The organism is Micromonospora sp. CNZ286, assembly GCF_014207755.1.
This window is the reverse complement of record NZ_JACHIZ010000001.1, coordinates 5,164,351-5,189,992: the sequence shown is the minus strand read 5'-3', so window position 1 is coordinate 5,189,992 and position 25,642 is coordinate 5,164,351. Positions and strand designations below refer to the sequence as shown.

Here is a 25,642-nt window from a genome sequence, read left to right as displayed (position 1 = left end):
CCGTCGGGGTAGTAGGCGGGGACGGTCGGCGGAGAATCGCCTGCCGTCATGATCATGGCCGGAGCGGGAGGCTGCATGAGCTCGGCCCACGGGGGCGGGGAGGACGGTCGTTCGTCCCCGGCGGCCGGCGAGGCGTCCCTACCGCCACTGCTCGCCGCGGCGTTCGCCGCCGGCGGTGAGATGGGCGGCCGACTGCGCGGCTTCGACTGGTCCACCACCGCTCTCGGCAGCCCGGACCGCTGGCCCGCGGCGCTGTGCCACGCCGTGAGCACGATGCTGTCGTCCCGCGCCCAGATGGTCGTCTTCTGGGGCGAGGAGCACCTGGCCTTCTACAACGACGCCTACCGGCCGACCATCGGCGACAAGCACCCGGCCGTGATCGGGCAGCCCGCCCGGCTGCACTGGGCGGAGACCTGGGACGTGCTCGGCCCGCTGCTGGACGGCGTGCGCCGCACCGGCGTGCCGTACCGGGGCGAGAACCACCCCTTCGTGCTCGACCGCCACGGCTTCCTGGAGGACGTCTACTTCGACGTCTCGTACGACCCGATCCGCAGCGCCGACGGCACCGTCGGCGGTCTGTTCTGCTTCGTCAACGAGACCACCGGCCGGGTGCTCGGCGAGCGCCGGCTGCGCGCCCTCGCCGAGCTGGGCAACGAGCTGGGCGATGTACCCGGCATGCTCGAACTGGGCCAGGCCGTCACCCGGGTGCTCGACGCCCACCGCGCCGACGTGCCGTTCAGCGCGCTGTGGTTCGCCGACGAGCGCGGCACACTCGTGCCGGGCGGCTGCTCCGGCGTGGATCCGGCCACCGTCGCCGATCCGCCGCCTGGCCTGCCCGAGGGCGAGCCGTTCACCGAGCCGCGCTGGATCGCCACCGCCGACCTGCCGAGCGCGGTGCCGCCGGACGCCGCCGGCCAGGCGCTCCTGCTGCCGCTGACCGCCACGAACGAGCCGGCCGGCGCGCTGCTGCTCGGGGTGTCGCGCCGGCTGCCGTTCACCGACGACTACCGCGACTTCGTCGACCTGGTCGCCGCACAGGTGTCCCGGGCCGTGGGCAAGCAGCGGGCGTACGAGCAGGAACGTGCCCGCGCCGCCGAGCTGGCCGCGCTGGACCGCGCCAAGACCAACTTCTTCGCCAACGTCAGCCACGAGTTCCGGACCCCGCTCACGCTGGTCCTCGGGCCGATGGAGGAGATGCTCGCCGACCGGGAGCTGCCCGAGCGGTACCTGGACCGGCTCACCGTCATGCACCGCAACGGGCTGCGCCTGCTCAAGCTGGTCAACACGGTGCTCGACTTCTCCCGGCTGGAGTCCGGCCGGCTGGCCGCCCGCTACCAGCCCACCGACCTGTCCGACTACACCTCCCGGCTGGCCAGCACGTTCCGCTCGGCCACCGAGCGGGCCGGGCTGCGCCTGGTGGTGGACTGCCCGCCGCTGCCCGCGCCGGTCTACGTCGACCGGGACATGTGGGAGAAGATCGTCCTCAACCTGCTGTCGAACGCGGTCAAGTTCACGTTCGACGGCGAGATCCGGGTCCGGGTCCGCGCGGACGACGGCGCCGCCGTCCTGGAGGTGACCGACACCGGCGTCGGCATCGCGCCGGAGGAACTGCCGCAGGTCTTCGAGCGGTTCCACCGGGTGGCCGGCGCCCGCTCGCGTACCCACGAGGGCACCGGCATCGGGCTCGCCCTGGTCCGCGAGCTGGTCGAGATGCAAGGCGGCACGGTGACCGCGCACAGCGTCGTGGACCGGGGCACCACGTTCACCGTGACCATGCCCTTCGGGTACGCGCACCTGCCCGCCGACCGGGTGGCCGCCCTGTCGCCGGTCCCGCTGACCGAACCGGAGCAGGCCCGCCTGTACGTCGCCGAGACGGCGCTCTGGACCGACGAGGTGGCCCGCCCCACCGGGCTGCCGGAGGCGTCCGGCGCGCCGGGTGGGTCCGGTCGCATCCTGTTCGCCGACGACAACTCCGACCTGCGCGAGCACGTCGTCCGGCTGCTGTCCCCGGCGTACGAGGTGGTGGCCGTGCCGGACGGCGTGGAGGCGCTGCGGCTGGCCGTCGAGACCCCGTTCGACCTGGTGCTGACCGACGTGATGATGCCCCGGCTGGACGGCTTCGGGCTGGTCGCCGCGCTGCGGGCCGAGCCGGCCACCCGGCACGTGCCGATCGTGCTGCTCTCCGCACGGGCCGGCGCCGCCGAGGAGGTCGCGGGTCTGTCCACCGGCGCCGACGACTACCTGACCAAGCCCTTCTCCAGCCAGGAGCTGGTGGCCCGGGTCCGGGCCAACGTCGAGCTGGGCCAGTTGCGCGGGCAGATCATCCGCCGGCTGCGGGCACTCGCCGACGCCGCAGTGGAGATCAACACCGCCCGGTCCACCGCCGAGGTGGTCCGGGTGGCCGCCCGGCACGCGCTGCGCCTGGCCGAGGCCGGACGGGTCCGGGTAACCGCCACCGGAGCCCGCCACGAGGAGGACGCCGGCGGCGACCTGCCCGCCGAGCCGACAGTGGTGCTGCCGCTCACCGGCACCGCCGGCGAGCAGCTCGGCGAGCTGCGGGTGTGGCGCCGCGAGGGCGGCGGCACCGAGGAGGCGGCGCTCACCGAACTGGCCCGGCTGATCGGCGTGCGGCTGGAGAACGCCCAGCTCTACGAGGCCGAGCACCACATCGCGACCACGCTCCAGCACAGCCTGCTGCCGCGTACGCTGCCGCAGTTGCCCGGCGCGGTGGTGGCCAGCCGCTACCTACCAGGCAGCGCCGACGTGGAGGTCGGCGGCGACTGGTACGACGTGATGGCCACCGCCGACGACGACCTGGTGCTGGTCATCGGCGACGTGGTGGGCAAGGGCGTGCGGGCCGCCGCGGCGATGGGCCAGCTCCGCAACGCGCTGCGGGCGTACGTCCTGGAGGGCTACGACCCGGGCGAGGCGCTGACCCGGCTCAACCGGCTGGTCCACTCCGCCGGCAGCAGCTCCTTCGCCACTGTGGTCTGCCTCGGCTTCTCCCCGCGCACGGGCAGGATCCGGTACGCGAGCGCGGGTCATCCGTCACCCCTGCTGATCCGAGGAGACGACGTGGCGTTCCTGCACGATCGGGCTCTCGGACCGCCGATCGGGGCGATCCCCGGCGCCGTCTACCCGGCCGCCGAGGGCGAACTCGCGCCGGGCAACCGGCTCCTGCTCTACACCGACGGCCTGATCGAGGACCGGTCCGCGGGCATCGACGCCGGGCTGGGCCAGTTGCGGGCCGACGCGACGGCGCGCGCCGGGCACGTGGCGGACCTGGTCGACGCCGTCATGGCCCGGGTGGCCGAGCGGTCCCGGCACGACGACGTGGCGGTGCTCGCGCTGGAGGCGGCCGAACTGAACCGGTTCGCGCTGCGCCTGCCCGCCGACCCGACCCGGCTCAGCGTGCTCCGCAAGCGGCTGGAGGACTTCCTCGTCGCCCACCAGGTCGGCGAGACCGACCTGTTCGACCTGACCGTGGCGGTCTCCGAGGCGGCGGCGAACGCGATCGAGCACCCGGTCGACCCGGTGGACCCGACGATCGAGGTCGAGGTGACGATCGCCGACCGTACGGTCACCGCGACCATCCGGGACAGCGGACGCTGGCGGGAGTCGAGCGGGTCGACCTTCCGGGGGCGCGGGCTGGCGCTGATCCAGGCGCTGGGGGAGATGAACGTGACCCGTTCCGCGAACGGCACCGAGCTGACGCTGCGCCGCCGGCTGGCCGACCAGGCGCCGCCCTCGGGCCGCTGAGGCGGCCGGTCACAGCGGCGACGGGTCGTCGCGCAGCCGGCTGTAGAGCCACCCGTCGCGCCAGGCGCCGGCCCGGAACTCGCAGGACCGCAGAACTCCCTCCAGTTGGAAGCCGGCCTTCTCCAGCGACCGCTGCTCGGCCGCGTTCTCCGGATGGGTGCCGGCCTGGATGCGCTGCGCCGGGGTGTGGCTGAACAGGTAGTCGCAGAGCAGCGCCTGCGCTCGCCAGCCGAGACCCCGGCCGCGCCACTCGGGCAGCAGCACGATCCCGATCTCCCAGTACGGCGCCCGCCCGCTCTCGCGCTGCAGGTAGCTGAGGTAACCGACCGGCGCGTCCGGGGGCTCGACCTGGACGATCAGGCCACCGCTCCGGTCGCCGAGATAGCCGTCCTCGGCGAAGCGGCGGGCCGGCGCGGCGGCGTCCTGGAAGCCGGCCCAGTCGAGGCCGATCAGCCCGGGTTCGACAGCGAACCGGCGCAGCATCGCGAGATCGTCCTCGGCCACCGGGCGCAGTCGTACGGTCGAGCCGGGCGCCTCGTGCACGACACCGGCCATCGACGGATGGGAGCTGTCCATCCTCCGCACCGTAGTGACGGGCCGGGCCGCCCGCTGTCCCGCGTCGACGGCGTTCACGCGGGGAGCAGCCCTCGATCTAGCCGGCGAGCCAGTCCTGGTCGCCGAGGCCGGAGATGTCCAGCACGCGCCGGACCTGCGGCGACGGCAGCACGGTCAACGCGTCCGGGAACCGCTGGGCGAGCCGGACCACCGCGTGGATGGCGGCCGAGTCGAAGAAGGTGACCGCCCGCAGGTCGAGCGTGAGCCGCTTGGCGGGCTCGCGGAGCGCGGTCTGGAACATGGTGTCGGCGGTCGCCATGTCGACCTCGCCGGTCACCTGGACGCGCAGTTGGTCGCCGTCGGCCTGCGCCGTCACGGAGAAGACGGGCGCCGCGCCCCCTTGATCCACGGAGCAACAATGGCACAGCGTTTGCGGCACGGCAACAACCTGCCCGGCGGGCCTGTGGCGAGGGGCACACCGGTCCCGGCGATAGGCTTGCGTCATGACCGTCCGTGCGCCGCTGACCCCCGGCACGCTCTCCCCGTGGCGAGCGGTCCCCGCCCACATCCCACGCCCGGAGTACGTGGGTAAGAAGCGCCCCCAGGAGTGGCGCGGATCGCACGTGCAGACGCCGGAGACCATCGAGAAGATGCGCGTCGCGGGGCGTCTCGCCGCCCAGGCCACCCAGCTCGCCGGTGAGCACTGCAAGCCCGGGGTGACCACCGACGAGATCGACAAGGTGGTGCACGAGTTCCTCTGCGACCACGGCGCCTACCCGTCGACGCTCGGCTACCGGGGCTTCCCCAAGTCGTGCTGCACCAGCCTCAACGAGGTGATCTGCCACGGCATCCCGGACACCACGGTGCTCCAGGACGGCGACATCATCAACGTCGACGTCACCGCGTACCTGAACGGCGTGCACGGCGACACCGACGCCACGTTCTGCGTGGGCGAGGTGAGCGAGGAGGCCCGCCTGCTGGTCGAGCGGACCCACACGGCGATGATGCGCGGCATCAAGGCCATCGCGCCGGGGCGGCAGATCAACGTCATCGGCCGGGTGATCGAGTCGTACGCGAAGCGCTTCGGCTACGGCGTGGTCCGCGACTTCACCGGGCACGGCATCGGCGAGGCGTTCCACAGTGGCCTCTACGTGCCGCACTACGACAGCCCGCGCCCCACCGACGTGATGGAGCCCGGCATGACGTTCACCGTCGAGCCGATGATCACGCTCGGCACCTACCAGTACGACATGTGGGACGACGGCTGGACGGTGGTCACCAAGGACCGCCGGTGGACGGCCCAGTTCGAGCACACCATCGTCGTGACCGACGACGGCTACGAGATCCTGACGCTGCCGTGACCGACACCCCTGCGGCACTGCGCGAGGCGCACCACGCGGACGTCTCCGGCGGCTGGCTGCGTCCGGCCGTCTTCGGCGCGATGGACGGGCTGGTCACCAACATCGCGCTGATCGCCGGCGTGGGCGGCGGCGGGGTGTCGCCGCGCAGCGTGGTGCTGACCGGCACGGCCGGCCTGGTGGCCGGCGCCATCTCGATGGGCCTCGGCGAGTACACGAGTGTCCGGTCCGCGAACGAGCAGGTCGCCGCCGAGGTGGCCAAGGAGCGGCGCGAGCTGGAACGCCACCCGGAGGCCGAGGCCCGGGAACTGGCCGACGCCTGGGTCGCCCGTGGACTGCCCCGCGAGCTGGCGACGCAGGTCGCCGAGGCGGTACGCGCCAACCCGGAGGAGGCGCTGCGGGTGCACGTACGGGAGGAGCTGGGCGTCGACCCCGACGACCAGCCCAGCCCGTGGGCCGCCGCGATCTCGTCGTTCATCTGTTTCTCGATCGGCGCGCTGGTGCCGCTGCTGCCGTACCTGCTCGGCTTCACCAGCCTCTGGCTGGCGCTCGGCGTCGGCGGCGTCGGCCTCTTCGTCGCCGGTGCGATCGTGGCCCGGTTCACCAACCGCGCCTGGTGGCGTGCCGGTCTGCGGCAGTTGCTGCTCGGCGCGCTGGCGGCCGGCGCCACCTACCTGATCGGCGCGCTGATCGGCGTCGGCGGCGGCATCGGCTGACGGTCGGCCGTCGGCGGGCCGTCAGCCGTCCAGCAGGTCGTCGACGGTGCCGTCGACCGGCCGCCCCCGGGCGGCCAGTTCCTCGGCCTGGCGGGTCAGCGCCGCACCCACCTCGGTCATGTCCGCCCCGGCCAGCCCGGTACGCCGCACCGCGTCACCGGGGTCGCGGAAGTAGGTGCGGCTGAACAGTCCCTGCACTGTCGCTGCGGCCAGCCGCGCCTCGCCGAGCATGAGCAGCGCCTGGTCCGTCTCGTACCACTCGGCCAGCCGCAACGCGCGGGCGTGCGCCGCGCTGCCCCGGTACCACGCCTGCCGCGCGGCGCCGGTGAACTCCGCCGGCCGGGCGCGTGCCAGGCACGCCAGGTGCTCGTCGCGCAGTTTTCGCAGCCAGCCGGTCGGATCGTGCAGGGCGCGGGTGGTGACGTACCGGTCCGCGACCAGCGGCCAGCGGGACGTGATCGTCGTCGCCCGGCGCAGGTAGTCGTCCGCCCCGGCCACTGTCAGGTCGACGAGCACCCCGTCCACCCGCCGGGTGGCGGGTGGCGGTCCGGCGCCGGGCCGGTAGGTGACGACCAGCAGTCCGACCTCGCGGTCCCCGCCGCCGTCGTCGTCGCCGTGCGCGAGCGGACCGTGTACGGCGACCGCCAGCACATCGGCCGGGAACCGCCGCAGGACGGCGTCACCGACGCGCTCGGCCACCTGCCATCGCGGGTCGCCCAGACGCCGCTCGGCGTTCACGTCGAGCGCCACGGTCCACCTCCGACAGGTCGCCTGCGGCAACCCTAGCCAGATCGGGCCGGGCCGCCCCGGTGGCGCGGATGTCGGATTGTGCGCGTCTGCGGCGAGGGCGCTCAGGCGTTCGGGACCAGCCGGAACACGCGGATCTCGCGGCCACCGGCCCGCTCGACGTACGTGCGGTACGCGGGCCACTCCTGCACCAGCCGCTGGAACAGCCGTTCCCGTTCCTCGCCGGTGACCTGCTCGGCGGTGACCGGGATCCGGCGTCCCTTGACGTCCACCTCGGCGGCCGGGTCGGCCATCAGGTTGAACGTCCAGGACGGCTGGTGCTGCTGCCCCCAGTTCGAGCCGATCACCACGTAGGCGTCGCCGTCCGGGACGTACACCAGGGGGTTGCTGCGGGGCTTGCCGGAGCGGCGGCCGGTGGAGGTGAGCACCAGCGTGGGCACGAGCCCGAAGGCGACCACGCGGCCCTTCGTCATCCGGCCGACCAGCCGGTCGGCCGGGACGAGCAGGCGCATGGTGGCGCCGAACCAACGCTGGTGACCGAGACGGCGGGTGAGGGTTCCCAGGGCTGACATCCGACAAGTGTGCCGTCCGCGGGGTGCCCCGTCATCCCTCGGACGGTCAGTCCGCCCAAGGTCGACTCCATCTCGCCGAAGTGGTGGCATCCACCCCACCGCGATACCGCCACTCCGGCGGAATGGTGTCGATCATGGCCGGAAGTGGTGTCGATCATGGCGGGACGGTCAGTCGAGCCGGCGTTCGATCGGCAGGCGGGACCGGGTGAACAGCGCTGCGCCGCCCATCGCCACGAGCGGCACCACGACCAGCGCGGCGAGCGTCACGCCGGGCACTGTCACCGGGTACGGCGGCTGCACCGGCCAGGACTCCGCGTACCGCTGGTTGAGCGCGGACAGGACGACCACGGCGGAGCCGAGCCCGGCGACGATGCCCAGCGCGGAGCCGAGCACCGCGATGACTCCGGCCTGGCAGAGCGACAGCAGGCGGCGTACCCGGGGATCGGCGCCCACCGCCGCGAGCGTGGACAGGTCCCGGCGGCCCTCGGCCGCGGCGAGGCCGGTGGCGACAGCGGCGGCGCCCAGCGTGATCACCCCGGAGGCCACCGCCAGCAGGAGCAGCATCGAGCGCTGGTCCGACGGCGGCTCGGCGGTCGCCACCTGCGCGGACATGGGCCCGATGTCGAACAGCTCGTCGGTCAGCATCTCGACCTGCCGGTCGGTGGGCGAGCCGGCGGTGTCCAGCAGGTAACCCATCGGCACGGCGGACAGGCCGAGCGCGTCCGCGGCGGCGGGGGAGAGCACCAGCCGGTCGACTGTGAGACCGCCGCGCAGCGCGTACGCGGGCAGGAGACGCCCGGTGGGCGGGCCGCCGGAGTTGTAGTTGACCTCCACGCGGACCTGCCCGTCCACCACCCGCCGGGCGTCGGTGACCACCACGCCCCCGGCGGCGAGCGTCCGGCGCGCGGCGGCCAGCTCGTCGTCCGGCGCGCCGGTGAGCGCGGGCAGCGCGGCGCCGTCGTCCACGAGCGCCGGCAGGTAGACGTCGACGGGCTCCTGGAAGGGGCTCACGCAGCGCGGATCCCGCCGGGCCGAATCGGGGATGACCGGGTCGGAGGAGCTGTACGGGCACTGCTGCGCCTGCGGCATGAGCGCGTAGGGGCTGCAGTCGTCCTTCTCCCGGACGTCGCCGGCGCAGCCGGGGATCGCGACCGACACCACTGTGGCGTCGGACAGGACCGCGCGGGCCCGGCCGGCCACTACCTCGGCCGACGGTGGGTCCGCCGGGGTCTCACCGGAGTGGGTGAGCAGCACGTTCCCCGGCGGCAGGCCGGGTTGCCAGAGCGCCCGTGAGCGGGTCTCGTCGCTCGCCACGTAGACGCCGAGCGCGACGCTTCCGGCCACCGCCGCCATCACCGCCGAGATGGCGGGCGCGGCCGAGGACCGGTTGCGGCTGGCGTCGCGCAACGCGAGCCGGGGGGTCAGCGGCAGCAGCCGGCCGGCCCGGCCCAGCACGCCGACGAGCGACGGGGTGCAGAACACCAGCCCCAGCTCGCCCAGCGCGACACCGGCCAGCACTCCGGTCTGCGAGGTGCGGCCGGCGGCGAACGCGGCGATCGCGGTCCCGGCGACGGTGAGCGCCACCCCGACCAGCAGCCAGCGGCGGCGTGGCCGGGTCGCGTCGCGCCGGCCTGCCAGGCCGGTCGCCACGTCCTGCCGGGCCGCCGCCCAGGCCGGCGCCATTGCCGCGAGCACCCCGGCCAGCACCGCCGTCGCGGCGATCGCCACCAGCGCGGCCGGGAAGATCCGGTACGCCCCGAGGCGCTCCCCGAGCAGGTACTGCTCGACGATCGGCCGGCCGGCGAACGCCGCCCCGATCCCGAGCAGCATGCCCAGGGCGGCTCCGCCGGCGCCGAGCACCACCCCGTCGGCGAGCACGATCCGGCGCAGGTGGGAGGCGTCGCCACCGGCCACCGCGACGAGTGCGAGGTCCCGCCGCCGGCGCCGGACGCTCACCGCGAAGGCCGGGCCGACCAGCAGCACCACCTCCAGCAGGCCCAGCCCGCCGACGACTCCGACGACGCCCGCCTCGTCGGCGTCCGGTACGGACATGCCGCGGGTGAACTCCTGCCGTCCCGGCAGCGGGCTGCGCGCGACGACCTGGATGCCCTGCGCGTTCAGCCGGTCCACGAGCCCCGGTTCCAGCGGGCCGGGCAGGTCCACCAGCCAGGTGTCGCTGCCGGCCATGCCCTCCGAGGTCACAGCGGGCAGCGTGATCACGTCCCGGAGGTTGTCCGGATACTCCACCACCCCGACCACCCGGTACGTGGCGCCGTCGATCGTGCGTACCGGGTCGCCGATGCGGGTCTCCAGCCGGCGCAGCGCCGTCGGGCTGACCGCGATCTCGTCGGGGCGTACCGGTGGCCGGCCGGCGCGTACCCGGGCCAGCGGCCGGGTGAGCGGGTCGGTCAGGTCGACGGCGCGCGCCTCGAGCGACTCGACGTGCCGGTCCACCCGTGTCGAGAACGTCATCCACCAGCGGGTGCGAGCCAGCCGGCTGCCCTCGGGCAGCAGCGCGCGCACCTCCTCGGCGGTCGCCGGGCGGGTCCGGGACACCCATTCGCCCTGGACCGGCCAGGCCGACTCGCCCCAGGCGTCCTGCGTCACCGGCGCGAGGCTGTCCCAGCGCAGGGCGACGTCGCCGCCGCCGAGCTGGCGCTCGATGCGCTCGGCGCGGGTCAGATCCCCCATGTCGTAGCTGACCGCGGCGAAGCTGAGGCCGAACACCGGCAGCGCGATCATCACCAGCACCAGCAGCGTGCGCCGCCGGGACCGCCGGGCCTCCCGGCGGGCGATCCGCAGCGCGGTCCGCCACGACCCGCGTACGGCGGCGAGGCGGCCGCCGGTCACCGGCTGCTGCCGCTGAGCAGGTGGTCGACGCCGATCAGCGGGGCGGTCGAGTCGACCATCACCCCGTCGCGGAGGAAGACCACCCGGTCCGCCCAGCCGGCGTGCCGGGCCTCGTGGGTGACCAGCACCCCGGCCGCTCCGGCGTCCACCCGGCGGCGCAGCAGGTGCAGCACCGCCTCGCCGGTCTGGGAGTCCAGCGCGCCGGTCGGCTCGTCGGCGAGGACCAGGCGGCGTTCGCCGACGAGGGCCCGCGCGATCGCCACCCGCTGCTGCTGGCCACCCGACATCTGGTCCGGGAAGCGGTCGGCCAGATCCTCCAGGTCGACCTCGCGCAGCGCGGCCAGCGCCAGCTGGCGGGCCGCCCGTACGCCGGTGCCGTCCAGTTCCAGTGGCAGCGCCACGTTCTCCACGGCGGTCAGGCTGCCGAGCAGGTTCAGGTCCTGGAAGACGTACCCGATCCGGCGGCGCCGCAGCCGGGCCAGCTCGCGGGCGGACAGCCCGACCAGGGTCTCGCCCTCGACCACCACCTCGCCGCCGGTGGGCCGGTCCAGGCCGCCGGCGAGCGCCAGCAGCGTGGACTTGCCGGACCCGGAGGGGCCCATCACCGCCACCAGCTCACCGGCCCGCACGGTCAGGCTCACGCCGCGCAGCGCGTGCACGGCGGCCTCACCGGCGCCGTGGGTCCGGCGTACGTCACGCAGTTCCAGCACCCCGTCGATCGGGTCCATCAGCGCCTCCCGTGCCGGGTCACCGGCGGGCTTCGTCGCCGGCCCGGTCCACCGCCTCGGGGTGGTCGACCGCCCGGATCGGCGCCGGGCGGTGCCGGACCAGGCTCGTCTCGCAGTGGTCGAGCCACCGCACCTCGGCCTCGGTCTGGAAGATCATCGCGTCCAGCACCAGCCGCCAGGGTAGATCCTCCGGCTTGTCGCTCGTGTACTTCAACCGGGTGAACTCCTGGAGCGCGCGCATGGTGGCGGTGCGCTGGGTCTGCACCACCGACCGCACGTCGACGCCGGGGGTGGTCAGCGCCAGCGCCAGTTTGATGGACAGCTCGTCGCGCGGCCGGTCGGCGCGGCTGATCGGCGTGGCGAACCACAGCGCCAGGTCCGCCCGTCCGGCGTCGGTGATCTCGTACGGCCGCTGCCCGCTCTCGTTCTCCGGCAGCGGGCGGACCAGGCCGTCACGTTCCAGCCGCGCCAGCGTGGTGTAGACCTGTCCGATGTTCAGCGGCCAGGTCGACCCGGTGGACTCCTCGAACGCGGCACGGAGCTGGTAGCCGTACATCTGGCCGCGTTCGAGCAGGGCGAGCAGGCCGTGACGGATGGACATGACCGCGAGTATGCATACCTGGTATGCGCTACGCAACCGGAGGGTTCCGCCGGGTGACCGGCGTCGCGCTCAGGCCGGGCGGCCCGGGAACGGAACGGTGACCGGCGTCACGCCTGCCGTACGCCGCCAGCGGGTGGCGCGCAACGCGCAGTCGGTGAGCGCGGCGAGCGCGGTGTTCCGGTCCGCGCCGGTGGTGTGCGGCAGCGCGGCCCGCCAGTGCCCGGCCGTCCGTTCCTCGATCTCCACCGCCAGGCGCAGCGCGCTCGCCCGGTCCGTCACCGGGTAGGGCAGCGCGTACCCGGCCCGGTCGGCGGGCACCTGCCCGGAGCCCTCGGCGAGCTGGAGCAGCAGCGCGTCGCGGCGGGACCGGTGGGCCGCCTCGGCGGCACGGGCCGCCGTACGCGCCGCCTCGGTCAGGTGCACACCGATCACCCCGTACGCCCAGATCGCCGCGTACTCGGCGGCGAGCGCGTCGGCGAGCGCCGAGGCCGGGCCGGTCGTCGGGCTGTTCACTTGAGCGCCTCCACGTGTGTGGCCCGCGCCGCGGCGATCGAGCCGAGCAGCGCGGCCCGCTCGGCCGGCGCTGCCGCGCACGCCTTGGCCGCGTTCGTCCGGCCCTCCTGCTCGGCCCGGCGCAGCTCGGTGAGCACGGCGTCGGGCGCGGGCGCGCTCGCCGAGCCGGCGGCCGGTGTGCCGGAGGGCGCCGGCCGGCCGATCACGCGGCGTAGCTCCTCGGCGTGCGCCCGGTGCGCGTCGGCGATCGGGGTGAGCCGCCCGGCCAGCGCCGGGTCGGCGGTGGCGGCGGCCCGGTAGCGGGCCTCCAGCGCGAGCGCCTCGGCGACGAGCGGCTCCAGCGCGTCCGGCTCCGGTGGCTCCTCGTCGCGGTCGAAAAGATCACAACCGGTCAGCGGCGCGGTCGCGCCGCCGAGCGCCACGAGCCCGCCGGCGCGCAGCAGCCAGCGCCGGGAATGCCCCGCTCTGACCTGGTCGGATGGTGTTCTGCCGATCCCCACCTGACAGAGTCAACACCATTCGCGCCGTCTCGTGGGTCAGGGTCTCGGTGCGCCGCCGGGTCCGTCGGCGGTCGTTAGCGTTACGCTCTGCGCAACCACCGGGCGCGGACGCCCCGGTGGCGCGCCGGTATGGCGGGCCGATCGCCCGCACCGGCCAGGGACAACACGGCCCGCGGGTCGTGGCAACAGCAGGAGAGGTGCGCGCAATGACGCAGCGTGGCCGTGCCACCCGGTCGACGGGGCCCTCCGGGCGGCCCCGCCGCTCCGACGGCCCCCGCGGCACGGACCGGAGCGGCGCACCCCGCGGCGATCTCGCCGCCCGCCGCAACCGGCTGCGCGAGGTGATCGAACCGGTCGTCACGGCGGCCGGTTACGACCTGGAGGACCTCTCCGTCTCCCGCGCCGGCCGGCGGCACGTGGTCCGGGTGATCGTGGACGCCGACGGCGGGATCAACCTGGACGGCGTGGCGGACGTCTCCCGCGCGGTCTCGGCGGCGCTGGACGCGGCCGAGGAGGCCGGCGGCGACATCGTGGCCGGCGAGTACCAGCTGGAGGTCAGCTCGCCCGGCGTGGACCGCCCGCTCACCCTGCCCCGGCACTGGCGGCGCAACGCCGGGCGGCTGGTCAAGGTCACCGTCCGCGGCGACGCGGGGGACCGCCAGCTCACCGGCCGGATCACGGCCGCCGACGACGAACGCGTGGTGCTGGAGACCGACGCCGGCCCCGCCGAACACCCGTACGCCGAACTCGGGCCCGGCCGGGTCCAGGTGGAGTTCAACCGCCTGGACGACCTGGCCGACGAGGACTTCGGTGACGACACCGACGACGACGAAGATCTGGAGGACGAGGAGAGGTGAACATCGACCTCGCGGCGCTGCGCGCCCTGGAGCGCGAGCGGGAGATCCCGTTCGACACGATCCTCGCGGCGATCGAGACCGCGCTGCTGACCGCCTACCGGCACACCGACGGCGCCGAGCCGCACGCCCGGGTGGAGATCGACCGTAAGAGCGGGGCCGCCTCGGTCTACGCGCAGGAACTGGACGCCGACGGCACTGTGACCCGGGAGTGGGACGACACTCCGCACGACTTCGGGCGGATCGCCGCCATGACCGCCAAGCAGGTGATCCTCCAGCGGCTGCGGGAGGCCACCGACGAGGTGCACTTCGGCGAGTACGTCGGCCGCGACGGTGACCTGGTCACCGGCGTGGTGCAGGCGCACGAGACCCGCCGGGAGAAGGGCATCGTCAGCGTCGACCTGGGCAAGCTGGAGGGCGTCCTGCCGCAGTCCGAGCAGGTCCCCGGCGAGCGGTACGAGCACGGCGAGCGGATCCGCTGCGTGGTCGTGCACGTCGCCAAGGGAATGCGCGGCCCGCAGATCACGCTGTCCCGGTCGCATCCCGCGCTGGTGAAGAAGCTGTTCGCGCTGGAGGTGCCGGAGATCGCCGACGGCACCGTGGAGATCGGCGCGATCGCGCGTGAGGCAGGTCACCGTACGAAGATCGCTGTGCGCTCGACCACGTCCGGCGTCAACGCCAAGGGCGCCTGCATCGGCCCGATGGGCCAGCGGGTCCGGGCCGTGATGAGCGAGCTGCACGGCGAGAAGATCGACATCATCGACTGGTCGGACGACCCGGCCACCTTCGTCGGCAACGCGTTGTCGCCGGCCAAGGCGCTGCGGGTCGAGGTGGTCGACCTGGCCTCCCGTACCGCCCGGGTGACCGTGCCGGACTTCCAGCTCTCGCTCGCGATCGGCCGGGAAGGGCAGAACGCCCGCCTCGCGGCCCGTCTGACCGGTTGGCGCATCGACATCCGGTCCGACGCGGAGACCGCAGCCCCGCAGAGCCGGGGCGGAGCTGATCACGTCCCGGAGCCGGGCAGCGCGATCTCCGGCGGCTAGGGGTAGACTTACTCAGTGGCACGACGCGCGATTCCGGAGCGCACCTGTGTGGGCTGCCGGAAACGAGCGCCGGCCAGCGAGTTGTTGCGGGTCGTCGCGATCGGTGACGAGGCTGGTCACACCAGTCTCCGGCCCGATCCGGCCCGCAGACTGCCGGGTCGGGGAGCGAACATGCACCCTGATCCGGCCTGCTTCGCGCAGGCGGTGCGACGCCGCGCCTTCGGGCGGGCACTGCGCCTCACCGGGGTCCCCGACCACGGTGCGCTTGCGGAGCACGTCGACGCGCAACCCCCGACGACCGGTCAAGCCCGACCGGTCGAGGGTCGCTAGCAAGGTAGGACGACCGACATGAGCACACGATGAAGTCCCTGAAATGACCAGGCTTCAAGTGCAGGAGTGAGGTCGCTGCGGGTGCTGCCCGCACGACCTCGGAGTGAGGAGTGCAGTGGCAGGAAAGGCCCGCGTACACGAGCTTGCCAAGGAGCTCGGGGTCGAAAGCAAGACCGTTCTCGCCAAGCTCAAGGAAATGGGCGAGTTCGTGAAGTCCGCGTCCAGCACCGTCGAGGCGCCTGTCGCCCGGCGGCTGCGTAGCGCGTTCGTAGCCGGTTCGTCGGCGCCTGCCGGCCCGCCGGCTGCCGCGCCCAGTGGCCCGGCACCGACCCCGACGCCCACCCCGACCCCGGGTGCCCCCCGGGTCTCGGCCAAGCCGATGCCGCCCCGGCGTCCGGCCGCGCCGACCCCTGGACCGAAGCCCAAGGGCCCGGTCCCCGGCCCGCCGCAGCCGGCGACTCCGGTCGCCAAGCCGGCGAGCGCGCACGACATCGAAGTGGCGGCCGCCGAGGCGCGTGCCGCCGCGCTCAAGGCTGAGCAGGAGGCCGCGGTCAAGGCCGCCCAGGCCGCCCGTCAGCAGCAGCGCGAGACCGTACGCCGGGAGCCCCCGGCCGAGGGCGGTGCTCGCCCGGGTCCGCGTCCCGGCCCGAACGCCATGCCGCCGCGTCCGGGTTCCCCGGCCGCCGGTCGTCCCGGCGGTCCGGGTCAGGGTCAGGGCCCCGGTGCCCGGCCCGGCGGTCGTCCGCCGGCGCGTGGCGCCGGTAACAACCCGTTCGGCATCCAGGGCGGCCAGCAGCAGCGGCCCCCGGCCGCCGGTGCGGGCGGTCCCCGTCCCAGCCCGGCCGGCATGCCGCCGCGGCCCAGCCCGGCGTCGATGCCGCCGCGGCCGAGCCCGGCCTCGATGCCGAGCCAGCGCCCGACCACCGGCCGCCCCGGCGGCCCCGGTGGCGGTCGTGGCGGACCCGGTGGAGGCGCCGGTCGTCCGGGCGGTCCCGGCGGCGGTGGCGGTGGCTACCGTGGTGGACCCGGTGGCGGCGGCGGTGGCGGTGGCTACCGCGGCGGTCCCGGTGGCGGCGGCGGTGGCGGTGGCTACCGCGGCGGTCCCGGCGGCGGTGGCGGTGCTCCCGGCGGTGGTTTCCGTCCGGGTGGCCCGGTCGGCGGCGGTGGCCGTCCCGGCGGCGGTGGCCGTGGCCGTGGCGGTGGCGCGGCGGGTGCCTTCGGGCGTCCCGGCGGCCGGCCGACCCGCGGTCGCAAGTCCAAGAAGCAGCGCAGACAGGAGTTCGACAACCTGTCGGCCCCGACCATGTCCTCGGGTGCGCCCCGCGGTCAGGGTCAGGTCGTCCGGTTGTCCCGTGGCGCCTCGCTGTCGGACTTCGCCGACAAGATCAACGCCAACCCGGGTTCGCTGGTCCAGGAGATGTTCAACCTGGGCGAGATGGTGACGGCGACCCAGTCGTGCTCCGACGAGACCCTGCAGCTGCTGGGTGAGCACCTCGGCTTCGACGTGCAGATCGTCAGCCCGGAGGACGAGGACCGCGAGCTGCTCGCGCAGTTCAACATCGACCTCGACGCCGAGGTCGCGGCGGACCGCCTGGTCAGCCGTGCGCCGGTGGTGACCGTCATGGGTCACGTCGACCACGGTAAGACCAAGCTGCTCGACGCGATCCGCAAGGCGAACGTGGTGGCCGGCGAGGCGGGTGGCATCACCCAGCACATCGGTGCCTACCAGGTCCACGTCCCGCACGAGGGCGAGGACCGCGCGGTGACGTTCATCGACACCCCGGGTCACGAGGCGTTCACCGCCATGCGTGCCCGTGGTGCCCAGGTCACGGACATCGTGATCCTGGTGGTCGCGGCCGACGACGGCGTCATGCCGCAGACCATCGAGGCGCTCAACCACGCCAAGGCGGCGGACGTCCCGATCGTGGTCGCGGTCAACAAGGTCGACAAGCCCGAGGCGAACCCGGACAAGGTCCGCCAGCAGCTGACCGAGTACGGCCTGGTCGCCGAGGAGTACGGCGGCGACACCATGTTCGTCAACGTGGCGGCCAAGCCCGGTATCGGCATCGAGGAACTGCTCGAGGCCGTGCTGCTGACCGCCGACGCGTCGCTGGAGCTGACCGCTCCGATCGACGGGCCGGCGCAGGGTGTCGCGATCGAGGCGCACCTGGACAAGGGCCGTGGCGCGGTGGCGACCGTGCTGGTGCAGAAGGGCACCCTGCGTGCCGGTGACTCGATCGTCGCCGGTGGGGCGCACGGCCGGGTCCGGGCCATGCTCGACGAGAACGGCAAGCCGGTCGATTCGGCTGGTCCGGCCCGTCCGGTCATGGTGCTGGGTCTGACCACGGTGCCGGGTGCGGGTGACACCTTCCTGGCCGCCGAGGACGACCGCACCGTGCGGCAGATCGCCGAGCAGCGTCAGGCACGGCGGCGGGCGGCGTCGTTCGCCAACTCCCGTGGCCGGGCCACTCTCGAGACGCTCATGGAGCAGCTCAAGGAGGGCGAGAAGACCTCGCTCAACCTGGTGCTCAAGGGCGACGTCTCCGGTTCCGTGGAGGCGCTCGAGGACGCGCTGTTCAACCTCGACATCCCGGAGGAGGTCCAGCTTCGGATCATCCACCGGGGCGTGGGCGCGATCACCGAGAGCGACGTCATGCTCGCGAGTGCCTCGTCCGAGGCGGTCACGATCATCGGCTTCAACGTGCGGGCCTCGAACAAGGTCCGCGAGATGGCCGACCGCGAGGGCGTGGAGATCCGGTACTACACCGTCATCTACCAGGCCATCGAGGAGATCGACGCCGCGCTCAAGGGTCTGCTCAAGCCGGAGTACGAGGAGGTCGAGCTGGGCACCGCGGAGATCCGCGACGTCTTCCGCTCGTCCAAGATCGGCAACATCTCCGGCTGTATCGTCCGGTCCGGCCTCATCCGCCGCAACGCCAAGGCGCGGCTGCTGCGGGACGGGGCGGTCGTGGCGGACAACCTCACGATCAGCTCCTTGAAGCGGTTCAAGGACGACGCGACCGAGGTCCGCGAGGGCTTCGAGTGTGGTCTGACGCTGGGCGGCTACAACAACGTCCAGGTCGGCGACGTCATCGAGACGTTCGAGATGCGCGAGAAGCCGCGCGCCTGACGACCACGCGTACGACCGGCCGGCGGCCGGGGCCTTCGGGCCCCGGCCGTCGCCGTCTGTGCAGGCTGCGACAATCTGCGGCGTGATCCGGTACGCGTTGCTCCTCGCCCCCTCCGCCAACCGCGTCTACGCCGACGCGGCGGCCCGGCTGGCCCGCGCCGAGCTGGCCGTGTTCGCCGGTTCCGGCGTGCTCGACGTCGTGCCGGCCGCCGCGGAGGTGACGCGGATCGGCGGGGTGGAGTACCTGACGTTCACCACCGCCGAACCGGGGCTGGGCGAGCGGGACCTGGCCCACCTGGCGAACCTTTCGGCGGCGTACGCGCTGTTCGAGCGGGTCGGCGACGACCTGCTGCGGCCGGTGCCGCTGCGCCCGCTGGCCCGGTACGACTCCGACCTGATCACCATCCCCAAGTACGCCGGAAAGACCAACGAGCAGTTCACCCGGCTGCTGCTCAACGTCACAGTGCTCGCCTCCGCCGCCGCGCCGCGGATGCTGGACGGGCCGGTGGTGGTGCTGGATCCGCTCTGCGGCCGGGGCACGACGCTCAACCAGGCGCTGATGTACGGCTACGACGGCATCGGCATCGAGCGCGACGGCAAGGACGTGGACGCGTACGCCGCGTTCCTGCGTACCTGGCTGCGCCGCAAGCGACTCAAGCACACCACCGACTCGACGTCGGTGCGCCGGGACCGCAAGCTGGTGGCCCGCCGGTTCGAGGCGGTGCTCGCGCCGTCGCGGGACGAGCACCGGGCCGGGGCCACCCAGCGGGTCACAGTGCTGCACACCGACACCACCCGGGCCCGCGAGGCGCTGCGTCCCCGCTGCGCCGACGTGATCGTCACCGACGCGCCGTACGGCGTGGCGCACGGCAGCCGTACCGACCACGGGTTGTCCCGCAGTCCGCTGGAGCTGCTCACCGCCGCCGTGCCCGTGTGGCGGGAGCTGCTGCGCCCGGGCGGGGCGCTCGGCCTGTCCTGGAACACGCACGTGGCCCCGCGGGCGCAGGCGGAGGCGGTGCTGGCCGACGCCGGGCTGCGCGTGCTCGACGGCCCGGGCTTCGGTGACTTCGCCCACCGGGTCGACCAGGCGATCGAGCGGGACGTGCTGGTGGCTGTCGCGCCTTAATCGCGTGCCGGGGTGCGCCGCCCGGCGTACCGTTGCTCGCCGTGTATACCGGAACCGCACTGTTCGACCTGTTGCTCCCGGGTGACTCCCGGTCCCTGAAGGCCAAGCGGTCCTACGTCCGGCCGATCGTCGCCGCGCTGCGCAAGTTCGAGGTCTCCGCCGCCGAGGTGGGCGCGCTGGACCTGCACGGCCGGGCCGAGATCGGGGTGGCGGTGGTGGCCGCCGAGCCGGCTCACGTCCGCGAGGTGCTCGACTCCTGTGAGCGGCTGGTCGCCGCCCGCCCGGAGACCGAGCTGCTGTCGGTGCGCCGTCGTCTGCACGGCGCGGACGACTGACGGCGCGTCGCGCCGCACTCCGGCCGTGCCGCGCGACGCCCGGCCGGGCGCGGGTAGTGTTCTTCAGCGTTGAGCGGTCGGATCCGGCGGTGCCCACGCGCCCGCCGTCTCCGGCCGACGGCCCGGATCGCCTGGTGATCCGGCGCCGTCATTGGTACAGGTGATCCCGGAGGTGGGGGACATGACGGATCAGGCAAAGGTTCGCCGGCACGCGGAGCGCATCCGGGAACTCGTCGCGTCGGTGGTGCGCAGCCAGATCAAGGACCCCCGGCTCGGCATGATCACGATCACCGACGCCCGGATCACCGCCGACCTGCGCGACGCCACCGTCTTCTACACGGTGCTCGGCGACGCGGCGGCGCAGGCGAGCACCGCCGCCGCGCTGGAGAGCGCCAAGGGCATGCTGCGCAGCACCGTCGGCAAGGCGCTCGGGCTGCGGCACTCGCCGACGCTGACGTTCGTCCTCGACGACGTGCAGGACCAGGTCAAGCACATCGACGACCTGCTGGCCGCCGCGCGTACCGCCGACGCCGAGGTGCAGCGCCTCGCCGCCCAGGCCTCGTACGCGGGTGACGCCCAGCCGTACCGGGTCGAGGAGGAGGACGAGGACGGCGAGGACGCCCCGGCCGAGGACGAGGGCGACGACGAGCCGCGCGCCGGCGACCGCCGGTGACCGAGGCCGCCGCGGGTGGCGCGCCGGCCGGGCCCACCGAGACCGCATGGGCGGCCGCCGTCGCGGCGGTACGCGATCTCCCCGCCGACGCGCGGGTGCTGCTGATCTGCCACGTGAACCCGGACGGGGACGCGCTGGGCAGCATGCTCGGCTTCGGGCTGGGTCTGCGCCGGCTCGGCGTACGCGATCTACAGGCCACCTTCCCCGGCCCGCCGGAGGTGCCGGAGCCGTTCCGGTGGATGCCCGGCGTGGACCTGCTGGTGCCCCAGGACGACGCGTACCCGGCTCCGGACCTGGTGATCTGCTTCGACGCGGCGAGCGAGTCCCGGCTGGGCGACCTGGCCGACCGGCTGGACACGGCCGGCACGTCGCTCGTGCTCGACCACCACGCCTCGAACAGCGGGTTCGGCCGGATCAGCCTGGTCGACCCGCACGCCGCCGCCACCTCCGTGGTCGCGCTGGAGCTGCTGGACCGGCTCGGCGTGACGCTGGACGCGGATATCGCGACCGGGCTGTACGTCGCGCTGACCACCGACACCGGCTCGTTCCGCTTCGAGGCGACCACACCGGCCGTGCACGAGACGGCCGCCCGCCTGATCGCCACCGGCATCCGGCCCGGTGACATCTCCCGGCGGATCTTCGACACCCGCCCGTTCGGCGCCGTCCGCCTCTTCGGCGAGGTGCTGGGCCGGGCCACGCTGGAACCGGCGGCCGCCGCCGGGCACGGCCTCGTCTGGACGTACGCCACCCGCGACGACCTGGTCCGCCACGACCAGCCCGCGTACGTGCTGGAGGCGCTGATCGACTCGGTGCGCTGCACCGCCGAGGCGGACGTGAGCTGCGTGGTGAAGCAGTCGGGCGAGGCGGAGTGGGCGGTGTCGCTGCGCAGCAAGGGCGCGGTGGACGTGAGCCGGGTGGCGGTGGCGCTCGGCGGCGGCGGGCACCGGTTCGCCGCCGGTTTCACCGGCCGGGGAGCGCTCGACGAGGTGGTCGGACGGATCCGCGCCGAGCTGGCCACCGGCGCGGTGACCCCCGTGGCGTGAGGCGCCCGGCTGGAGCGATATGTCCTTCTGGTCCGGTCGATCCGGTGCGGCGGCGATCGGAAGTGTGAGCTGATCGGCGCGTTTTCGGGGGATCACGACGCGTGCCGGGCTTTCCGCAGTGCGTCACGCTGGGGACAATCGGGTGATGGATCATCCCCGTGAGCTCACCGTCGAGGCGCCCCGGGCCTGGGACCGGCCGGTCGTCTCCGTGCCGGTGCTGATCTGCCTCTCTCTGGTCGGCGGCCAGATGCCGTCCTTCTCGACCGCGGCGAACCTCTACATCCTCACCACCGGCGGGGGGTTGATCTGGGTCGGCCTGAGCAACCGGGTGCCCCGGCGTCCGGCGCCGCGCCGGTTGCCGTCGGTCGCGCTCTGGTGGCTGGTCCCGGTGACCGTCTTCGGGGTCTTCGAGGGGGCGACGTTCGTGATGGCGGTGGGTGACGACTTCCCCACCTTCTCCCGGCTGGCCGATCCGCTGCTGGAGGACAACCTGGCCCGCTCGGCGGCCTGGTTCGCGTGGCTGTCCGCGTTCTGGGGACTGGTGCGCCGATGATGCGGGCACTGGCGATCGGCGGGTTTCTGGTCTCGATCGTGCTGTTCGCCGTGGTCGAGTGGGCCGCGCGCCGCGAGGGGTCGCGGATCCCGTCGCTGGCCGACGTCTGCGCGTTCGTGATGCGGTACGAGGTGGGCCCGGTGCCGGTCGGCCGGATCGGGCTGTTCGGCTTCTGGTGGTGGCTGGGCTGGCACTTCCTGGCCCGCTGACCGCCCTCGCCGGACCGGACGACGACGTTGATCTTTCCGCATTTCGGGAACAGCGGGCAGCATCTGGAAAGTGAACGTTAATTTGGGTGCGGGACCGGCGCTTCGCGGCGCTGGTCACGGGCGGTGGTGCCGCACCCGGCTTCGCCTCCCTCCAGGGTCAGACCGACCCGGGCTCCCGCTGCCAGGCGAGCCGCTCCGGTGATCCCGGACCGCTGCCGGGCGCTCAGCCGCCGACGACTTCCGGTCGCGGCGCGATTCGCTGTCGCGCCGATCCGGAGCGCCGGGCGCCCGTAGGGCCGCCACGTCCCGGCGGTCCGCACCCTGGAAGGACCTTCAGATGCCGAGCAAGCGCAAGCCGCAGACCGAGACCACCACCGACGAGGCGCGCGAGCAGATGCGCCGCGCGCTGCAGACCTCGATGGACACCCGTCAGTGACATACGCCGTCCGGCGGTGACGCCGGCCGGGCCCGAGGACCACACCCCGGCCCGACGCCGACGTCACCGCCGCTCGGGGCGCATCGCCGCCCCGCGCGCCGCTACCGTCGCCCGGTGAGACGCATCCTCGTGGTCGGCAGCTCCGGCGCCGGCAAGAGCACGCTCGCCGGTGAACTGGCCCGGCGACTCGACCTTCCCCTGATCCACCTCGACCGGCACTACTGGCGCCCCGGCTGGACCGCCTCCGCCCCGGCCGACTTCCGCGCCGAGGTGGCCGCGCTCGCCGCCCGCCCGGCCTGGGTGATGGACGGCAACTACGCGAGCACGCTCGACCTGCGGCTGCCCCGCGCCGACCTGCTGGTGCTCTGCGACACCTCCCGGCTGCGCTGCCTGGTCCGGATCGTCCGCCGCCGGTGGGCACATCGCGCCGCGGCCCGCCCCGACCGGCCAGAGGGCTGCCCGGAGCGGCTCGATCTCGACTTCCTGCCCTACGTCTGGCGTTATCCCCGCGACTCCCGGCCCCGGGTGCTGGCCGCGCTGTCCGAGCACGCCCCCGGGCTGCCGGTGCGCCGCCTGCGGGGGCGCCGTGACGCGGCCCGGTTTCTGGCCGACGTGGGTAAGTAGTACTGCGCCTTGCGGACCTTACTGGGAGCGTGCCAGGATCGGCGGCGATGAGCACCACCGCCACCCCCGTCACCGCCTCGCCGCGGCGGATCGCCGCGCTCGCGCTGCCCGCCCTCGTGGTGCTGGCCGCCGAGCCGCTCTACGTCCTGGTCGACACCGCGGTGGTCGGTCACCTCGGCCGGGTGCCGCTGGCCGCGCTCGCCGTCGGCGGCACGGTCATGACGCTCACCGCCTGGGTCGGGACCGTCGTCGCGTACGGCACAACGGGCCGCTCGGCCCGCCGCTTCGGGGCGGGGGACCGGGCCGCCGCGGTGGCCGAGGGCGTCCAGGCGTCCTGGCTCGCGCTCGTCACCGGAGTGCTGGTGGCGGTCGCCATCGGCATCGGTGGGGGCGCGCTGGCGCGTACCCTCGTCGGCGGCCCCGGCGAGGTGGCCGACGCCGCCGCCGGGTGGCTGCGGATCGCAGCGCTCGGCGCGCCCGGCCTGCTGCTCGCCGCCGCCGGCAACGGCTGGCTGCGCGGCATCCAGGACACCCGCCGCCCGCTGCTGTTCGTGCTCGGCCCGAACCTGCTCTCCGCGGTGCTCTGCCCGCTGCTCGTCTACCCGGCCGGGCTCGGCCTGGTCGGCTCGGCGGTGGCGAACGCGATCGCGCAGACGCTGTCCGGGGTGCTGTTCGCGGCGGCGCTGGTGCGGGAGCGGGTCTCGCTGCGCCCCCGGCCGCGGGTGATCGGTCAGCAGCTCGTGCTCAGCCGGGACCTGCTCGTGCGGGGCGTCGCGTTCCAGGCCAGCTTCCTGTCCGCCACAGCTGTCGCGGCCCGCTTCGGGGCCGCAGCGGTCGGCGCGCACCAGATCGCCGTACAGCTGTGGTTCTTCACCGCGCTGGTGCTCGACGCGCTGGCCATCGCCGCGCAGTCGCTGGTCGGCGCCGCGCTCGGCGGCGGCGACGCGGCGGCCGCGCGGTTCCTGGCCCGCCGCATCGCGCTGCTCGGCGGGCTGTGCGGCGTGGCCTTCGCGGTGCTCATCGCCGCCGGCGCCGGCGTCGTGCCGTCGTGGTTCAGCTCCGATCCGCAGGTACGCGAGCAGGCCATGACGGCCTGGCCGTGGTTCGTGGCGCTCCAGCCGATCGGCGGCGTGGTGTTCGCGCTCGACGGGGTGCTGATCGGCGCGGGCGACGTGCGCTACCTGCGCAACCTCACCATCGTGTGTGCGTTCGGCGGGTTCCTGCCGGCAATCTGGCTGGCCTACGGGTTCGACCTCGGGCTGGGCGGGATCTGGGCCGGACTGACGCTGTTCGTGGTGCTGCGGCTGGCCGGCCTGCTGCTGCGGATGCGCTCGGGTGCGTGGGCGGTGGTCGGCGCGGTGCGCTGACGCCGGTCAGCAGGGCTTGAACGAGCCGGGACCGCCCGTCCACGGCTCGACCGTGAAGAAGCCCTCCTTCAGCCGGGAGCAGTCGACGTTGTTCGTGCTCGACTTCGCGGAGATCAGCCAGAGGCCGCGTTGCGTCGCCGGCAGATCCCCGGGCTGGAAGATCTCCCAGACCACCTGGTCGCGGATGCTGGCGATCCCCGCCGGGCCCGGCGTCGTCCGCGGGATGTCGAACGCGTACATCCAGACGTACTCGGTGGTGATCCGCAGGCTCGGCTCGCCGTCCTCGGCGGTGAACACCTCATAGCTCATCTCGCCCCGGACCCGGATCTCGTCCACCTCGGCCTGGGAGCCGATCCGGGTGGCGTAGTGCACGAACGACTGGTCCTCGAAGTGCCGGCGCAACTGGGCGCGGGACTCCGGCGCCAGCAACGCCAGGAACGGCTCCGCGTCACCGACGCGCATGGGGAGCCCGAGCCGGGCCTGAGCCAGCGCGGCCCGGACCTGGGTCAGCGCCGCGGCCACCTCGCGGGCGGTGAACGGCGGCTGCGCCGTGGCCCGCGGCAGGACGATCCCGGCCTCGCCGACCGCGAAGTCCGCTCCGGCGGTGCCCACGAACAGGTCGCGCGGCTCGCCGACCCGGCTGAGTGGAACCGGCGACGGGCTGGCCTCGGCCGAGGCCGCGGCGGCGGTGCCGGACCGTACCCGGTCGACTGTGACCCGGCCGAGCACGGCAGTGCCGCCGATCAGCACCAGCGCGAGCACCACCACGAGCGCGACGTGACGCTTGCCGCGCTGCCGGGACCAGACCATCCGGAAGCGCTCGGCGCGGGTCAGCGGGACGTCCGCGTCCGCGCCGGTCATCCAGCTCGGCAGCTGGATCTCCTCGCCCCGGGAGGCGACGGCGTAGGGATCCGGCTCGGGTGGGGTGGTGCCGGGTTCGGTGCTCATGCGGCGTTCCAGAGGGGTGCAGGGAGCAGGGGGCGCATGATCATTGCACCCGGACGCCGATCCCCGCTGTCC

Annotated in this window: 24 protein-coding genes and 1 pseudogene; 15 read left to right on the top strand and 10 right to left on the bottom strand. The window is 74.0% G+C overall.

The annotated features are described in order from the left end of the window. Positions 1-75 precede the first annotated feature (75 nt). The gene (locus FHX31_RS22810) at positions 76-3,759 is read left to right on the top strand and encodes a SpoIIE family protein phosphatase (RefSeq protein WP_184977157.1); all 3,684 of its coding nucleotides are present in this window, start codon (positions 76-78) and stop codon (positions 3,757-3,759) included. 9 nt (positions 3,760-3,768) lie between these two features. Here FHX31_RS22810 and FHX31_RS22805 read toward each other — a convergent pair whose 3' ends face one another. Then, a complete protein-coding gene (locus tag FHX31_RS22805; protein ID WP_013474428.1) occupies positions 3,769-4,335 on the bottom strand; it encodes a GNAT family N-acetyltransferase in 567 nt (188 codons plus the stop codon). Positions 4,336-4,411: 76 nt separating this feature from the next. Beyond that, positions 4,412-4,723: an STAS domain-containing protein gene (locus FHX31_RS22800; RefSeq protein WP_030269851.1), complete on the bottom strand. Its 312-nt coding sequence runs from the start codon at positions 4,721-4,723 to the stop codon at positions 4,412-4,414. A gap of 94 nt (positions 4,724-4,817) precedes the next feature. Here FHX31_RS22800 and map point away from each other — a divergent pair, with 94 nt between their 5' ends. Together map and FHX31_RS22790 are read left to right on the top strand one after the other, a co-directional pair. After that, the gene (gene map / locus FHX31_RS22795; RefSeq protein WP_013284652.1) at positions 4,818-5,675 is read left to right on the top strand and encodes a type I methionyl aminopeptidase; all 858 of its coding nucleotides are present in this window, start codon (positions 4,818-4,820) and stop codon (positions 5,673-5,675) included. Beyond that, positions 5,672-6,388, top strand: a complete 717-nt coding sequence (locus FHX31_RS22790) for a VIT1/CCC1 transporter family protein (RefSeq protein ID WP_013284653.1) — start codon at positions 5,672-5,674, stop codon at positions 6,386-6,388. The genes map and FHX31_RS22790 overlap by 4 nt, the downstream gene beginning before the upstream one ends. Before the next feature lie 21 nt (positions 6,389-6,409). Here the strand turns inward: FHX31_RS22790 and FHX31_RS22785 are convergent, their stop codons facing one another. The 7 genes from FHX31_RS22785 to FHX31_RS22755 all read right to left on the bottom strand — a co-directional run bounded on the left by FHX31_RS22785 (position 6,410) and on the right by FHX31_RS22755 (position 12,842). Further along, positions 6,410-7,138 carry a nucleotidyltransferase domain-containing protein gene (locus FHX31_RS22785; protein WP_184977156.1) on the bottom strand — a complete coding sequence of 243 codons (729 nt, stop codon included), beginning with the start codon at positions 7,136-7,138 and terminating at the stop codon, positions 6,410-6,412. Positions 7,139-7,239: 101 nt separating this feature from the next. Beyond that, positions 7,240-7,707, bottom strand: a complete 468-nt coding sequence (locus FHX31_RS22780; RefSeq protein ID WP_071096346.1) for a nitroreductase family deazaflavin-dependent oxidoreductase — start codon at positions 7,705-7,707, stop codon at positions 7,240-7,242. 168 nt (positions 7,708-7,875) lie between these two features. Then, positions 7,876-10,557 (bottom strand): FtsX-like permease family protein, encoded by a 2,682-nt coding sequence (locus tag FHX31_RS22775; RefSeq protein WP_184977155.1) that lies wholly within the window; start codon positions 10,555-10,557, stop codon positions 7,876-7,878. Beyond that, positions 10,554-11,285: an ABC transporter ATP-binding protein gene (locus FHX31_RS22770; RefSeq protein WP_047893636.1), complete on the bottom strand. Its 732-nt coding sequence runs from the start codon at positions 11,283-11,285 to the stop codon at positions 10,554-10,556. The genes FHX31_RS22775 and FHX31_RS22770 overlap by 4 nt, the downstream gene beginning before the upstream one ends. Positions 11,286-11,304: 19 nt before the next feature. Further along, entirely contained in the window at positions 11,305-11,886 is a 582-nt protein-coding gene (locus FHX31_RS22765) for a PadR family transcriptional regulator (RefSeq protein ID WP_013284661.1), read from the bottom strand. A gap of 69 nt (positions 11,887-11,955) precedes the next feature. Continuing rightward, entirely contained in the window at positions 11,956-12,399 is a 444-nt protein-coding gene (locus FHX31_RS22760; RefSeq protein ID WP_013474432.1) for a ferritin-like domain-containing protein, read from the bottom strand. Beyond that, complete coding sequence (locus FHX31_RS22755) at positions 12,396-12,842, bottom strand: hypothetical protein (protein WP_030269842.1); 447 nt, start codon at positions 12,840-12,842, stop codon at positions 12,396-12,398. The genes FHX31_RS22760 and FHX31_RS22755 overlap by 4 nt, the downstream gene beginning before the upstream one ends. 263 nt (positions 12,843-13,105) lie before the next feature. Between FHX31_RS22755 and rimP the strand changes: the two genes are divergently transcribed. The 12 genes and pseudogenes from rimP (at position 13,106) to FHX31_RS22695 (ending at position 24,622) form a co-directional block, all read left to right on the top strand. Continuing rightward, positions 13,106-13,756: a ribosome maturation factor RimP gene (rimP, locus tag FHX31_RS22750; protein WP_013474433.1), complete on the top strand. Its 651-nt coding sequence runs from the start codon at positions 13,106-13,108 to the stop codon at positions 13,754-13,756. Beyond that, on the top strand, positions 13,753-14,796 hold the full coding sequence (gene nusA / locus FHX31_RS22745; RefSeq protein WP_013474434.1) for a transcription termination factor NusA: 1,044 nt from the start codon (positions 13,753-13,755) through the stop codon (positions 14,794-14,796). Before rimP ends, nusA begins: the two co-directional genes overlap by 4 nt. 15 nt (positions 14,797-14,811) lie before the next feature. Next, a pseudogene (locus FHX31_RS22740) lies at positions 14,812-15,148 on the top strand (YlxR family protein). A 93-nt stretch (positions 15,149-15,241) separates the two neighbouring features. Further along, positions 15,242-18,256, top strand: coding sequence for a translation initiation factor IF-2 (gene infB / locus FHX31_RS22735; protein WP_030269840.1), 3,015 nt, complete (start codon positions 15,242-15,244; stop codon positions 18,254-18,256). Between the two features lie 82 nt (positions 18,257-18,338). Next, entirely contained in the window at positions 18,339-19,382 is a 1,044-nt protein-coding gene (locus tag FHX31_RS22730) for a TRM11 family SAM-dependent methyltransferase (RefSeq protein ID WP_114919684.1), read from the top strand. A gap of 41 nt (positions 19,383-19,423) precedes the next feature. Continuing rightward, positions 19,424-19,717, top strand: coding sequence for a DUF503 domain-containing protein (locus tag FHX31_RS22725; RefSeq protein ID WP_013284668.1), 294 nt, complete (start codon positions 19,424-19,426; stop codon positions 19,715-19,717). A 181-nt stretch (positions 19,718-19,898) separates the two neighbouring features. Then, positions 19,899-20,390 carry a 30S ribosome-binding factor RbfA gene (gene rbfA, locus FHX31_RS22720; RefSeq protein ID WP_013474438.1) on the top strand — a complete coding sequence of 164 codons (492 nt, stop codon included), beginning with the start codon at positions 19,899-19,901 and terminating at the stop codon, positions 20,388-20,390. Beyond that, positions 20,387-21,433 (top strand): DHH family phosphoesterase, encoded by a 1,047-nt coding sequence (locus FHX31_RS22715; protein ID WP_114919685.1) that lies wholly within the window; start codon positions 20,387-20,389, stop codon positions 21,431-21,433. The genes rbfA and FHX31_RS22715 overlap by 4 nt, the downstream gene beginning before the upstream one ends. A gap of 145 nt (positions 21,434-21,578) precedes the next feature. Then, entirely contained in the window at positions 21,579-21,986 is a 408-nt protein-coding gene (locus FHX31_RS22710; RefSeq protein ID WP_013284671.1) for a hypothetical protein, read from the top strand. Next, the gene (locus FHX31_RS22705; protein WP_030269837.1) at positions 21,986-22,195 is read left to right on the top strand and encodes a DUF6186 family protein; all 210 of its coding nucleotides are present in this window, start codon (positions 21,986-21,988) and stop codon (positions 22,193-22,195) included. Before FHX31_RS22710 ends, FHX31_RS22705 begins: the two co-directional genes overlap by 1 nt. A 550-nt stretch (positions 22,196-22,745) precedes the next feature. Then, positions 22,746-23,255 (top strand): P-loop NTPase family protein, encoded by a 510-nt coding sequence (locus tag FHX31_RS22700; RefSeq protein WP_071096338.1) that lies wholly within the window; start codon positions 22,746-22,748, stop codon positions 23,253-23,255. 47 nt (positions 23,256-23,302) lie between these two features. Next, positions 23,303-24,622 carry an MATE family efflux transporter gene (locus FHX31_RS22695; protein ID WP_123109884.1) on the top strand — a complete coding sequence of 440 codons (1,320 nt, stop codon included), beginning with the start codon at positions 23,303-23,305 and terminating at the stop codon, positions 24,620-24,622. Positions 24,623-24,628: 6 nt separating this feature from the next. Here FHX31_RS22695 and FHX31_RS22690 read toward each other — a convergent pair whose 3' ends face one another. Next, a complete protein-coding gene (locus FHX31_RS22690) occupies positions 24,629-25,570 on the bottom strand; it encodes a hypothetical protein (RefSeq protein ID WP_184977154.1) in 942 nt (313 codons plus the stop codon). Between the last annotated feature and the right edge of the window lie 72 nt (positions 25,571-25,642).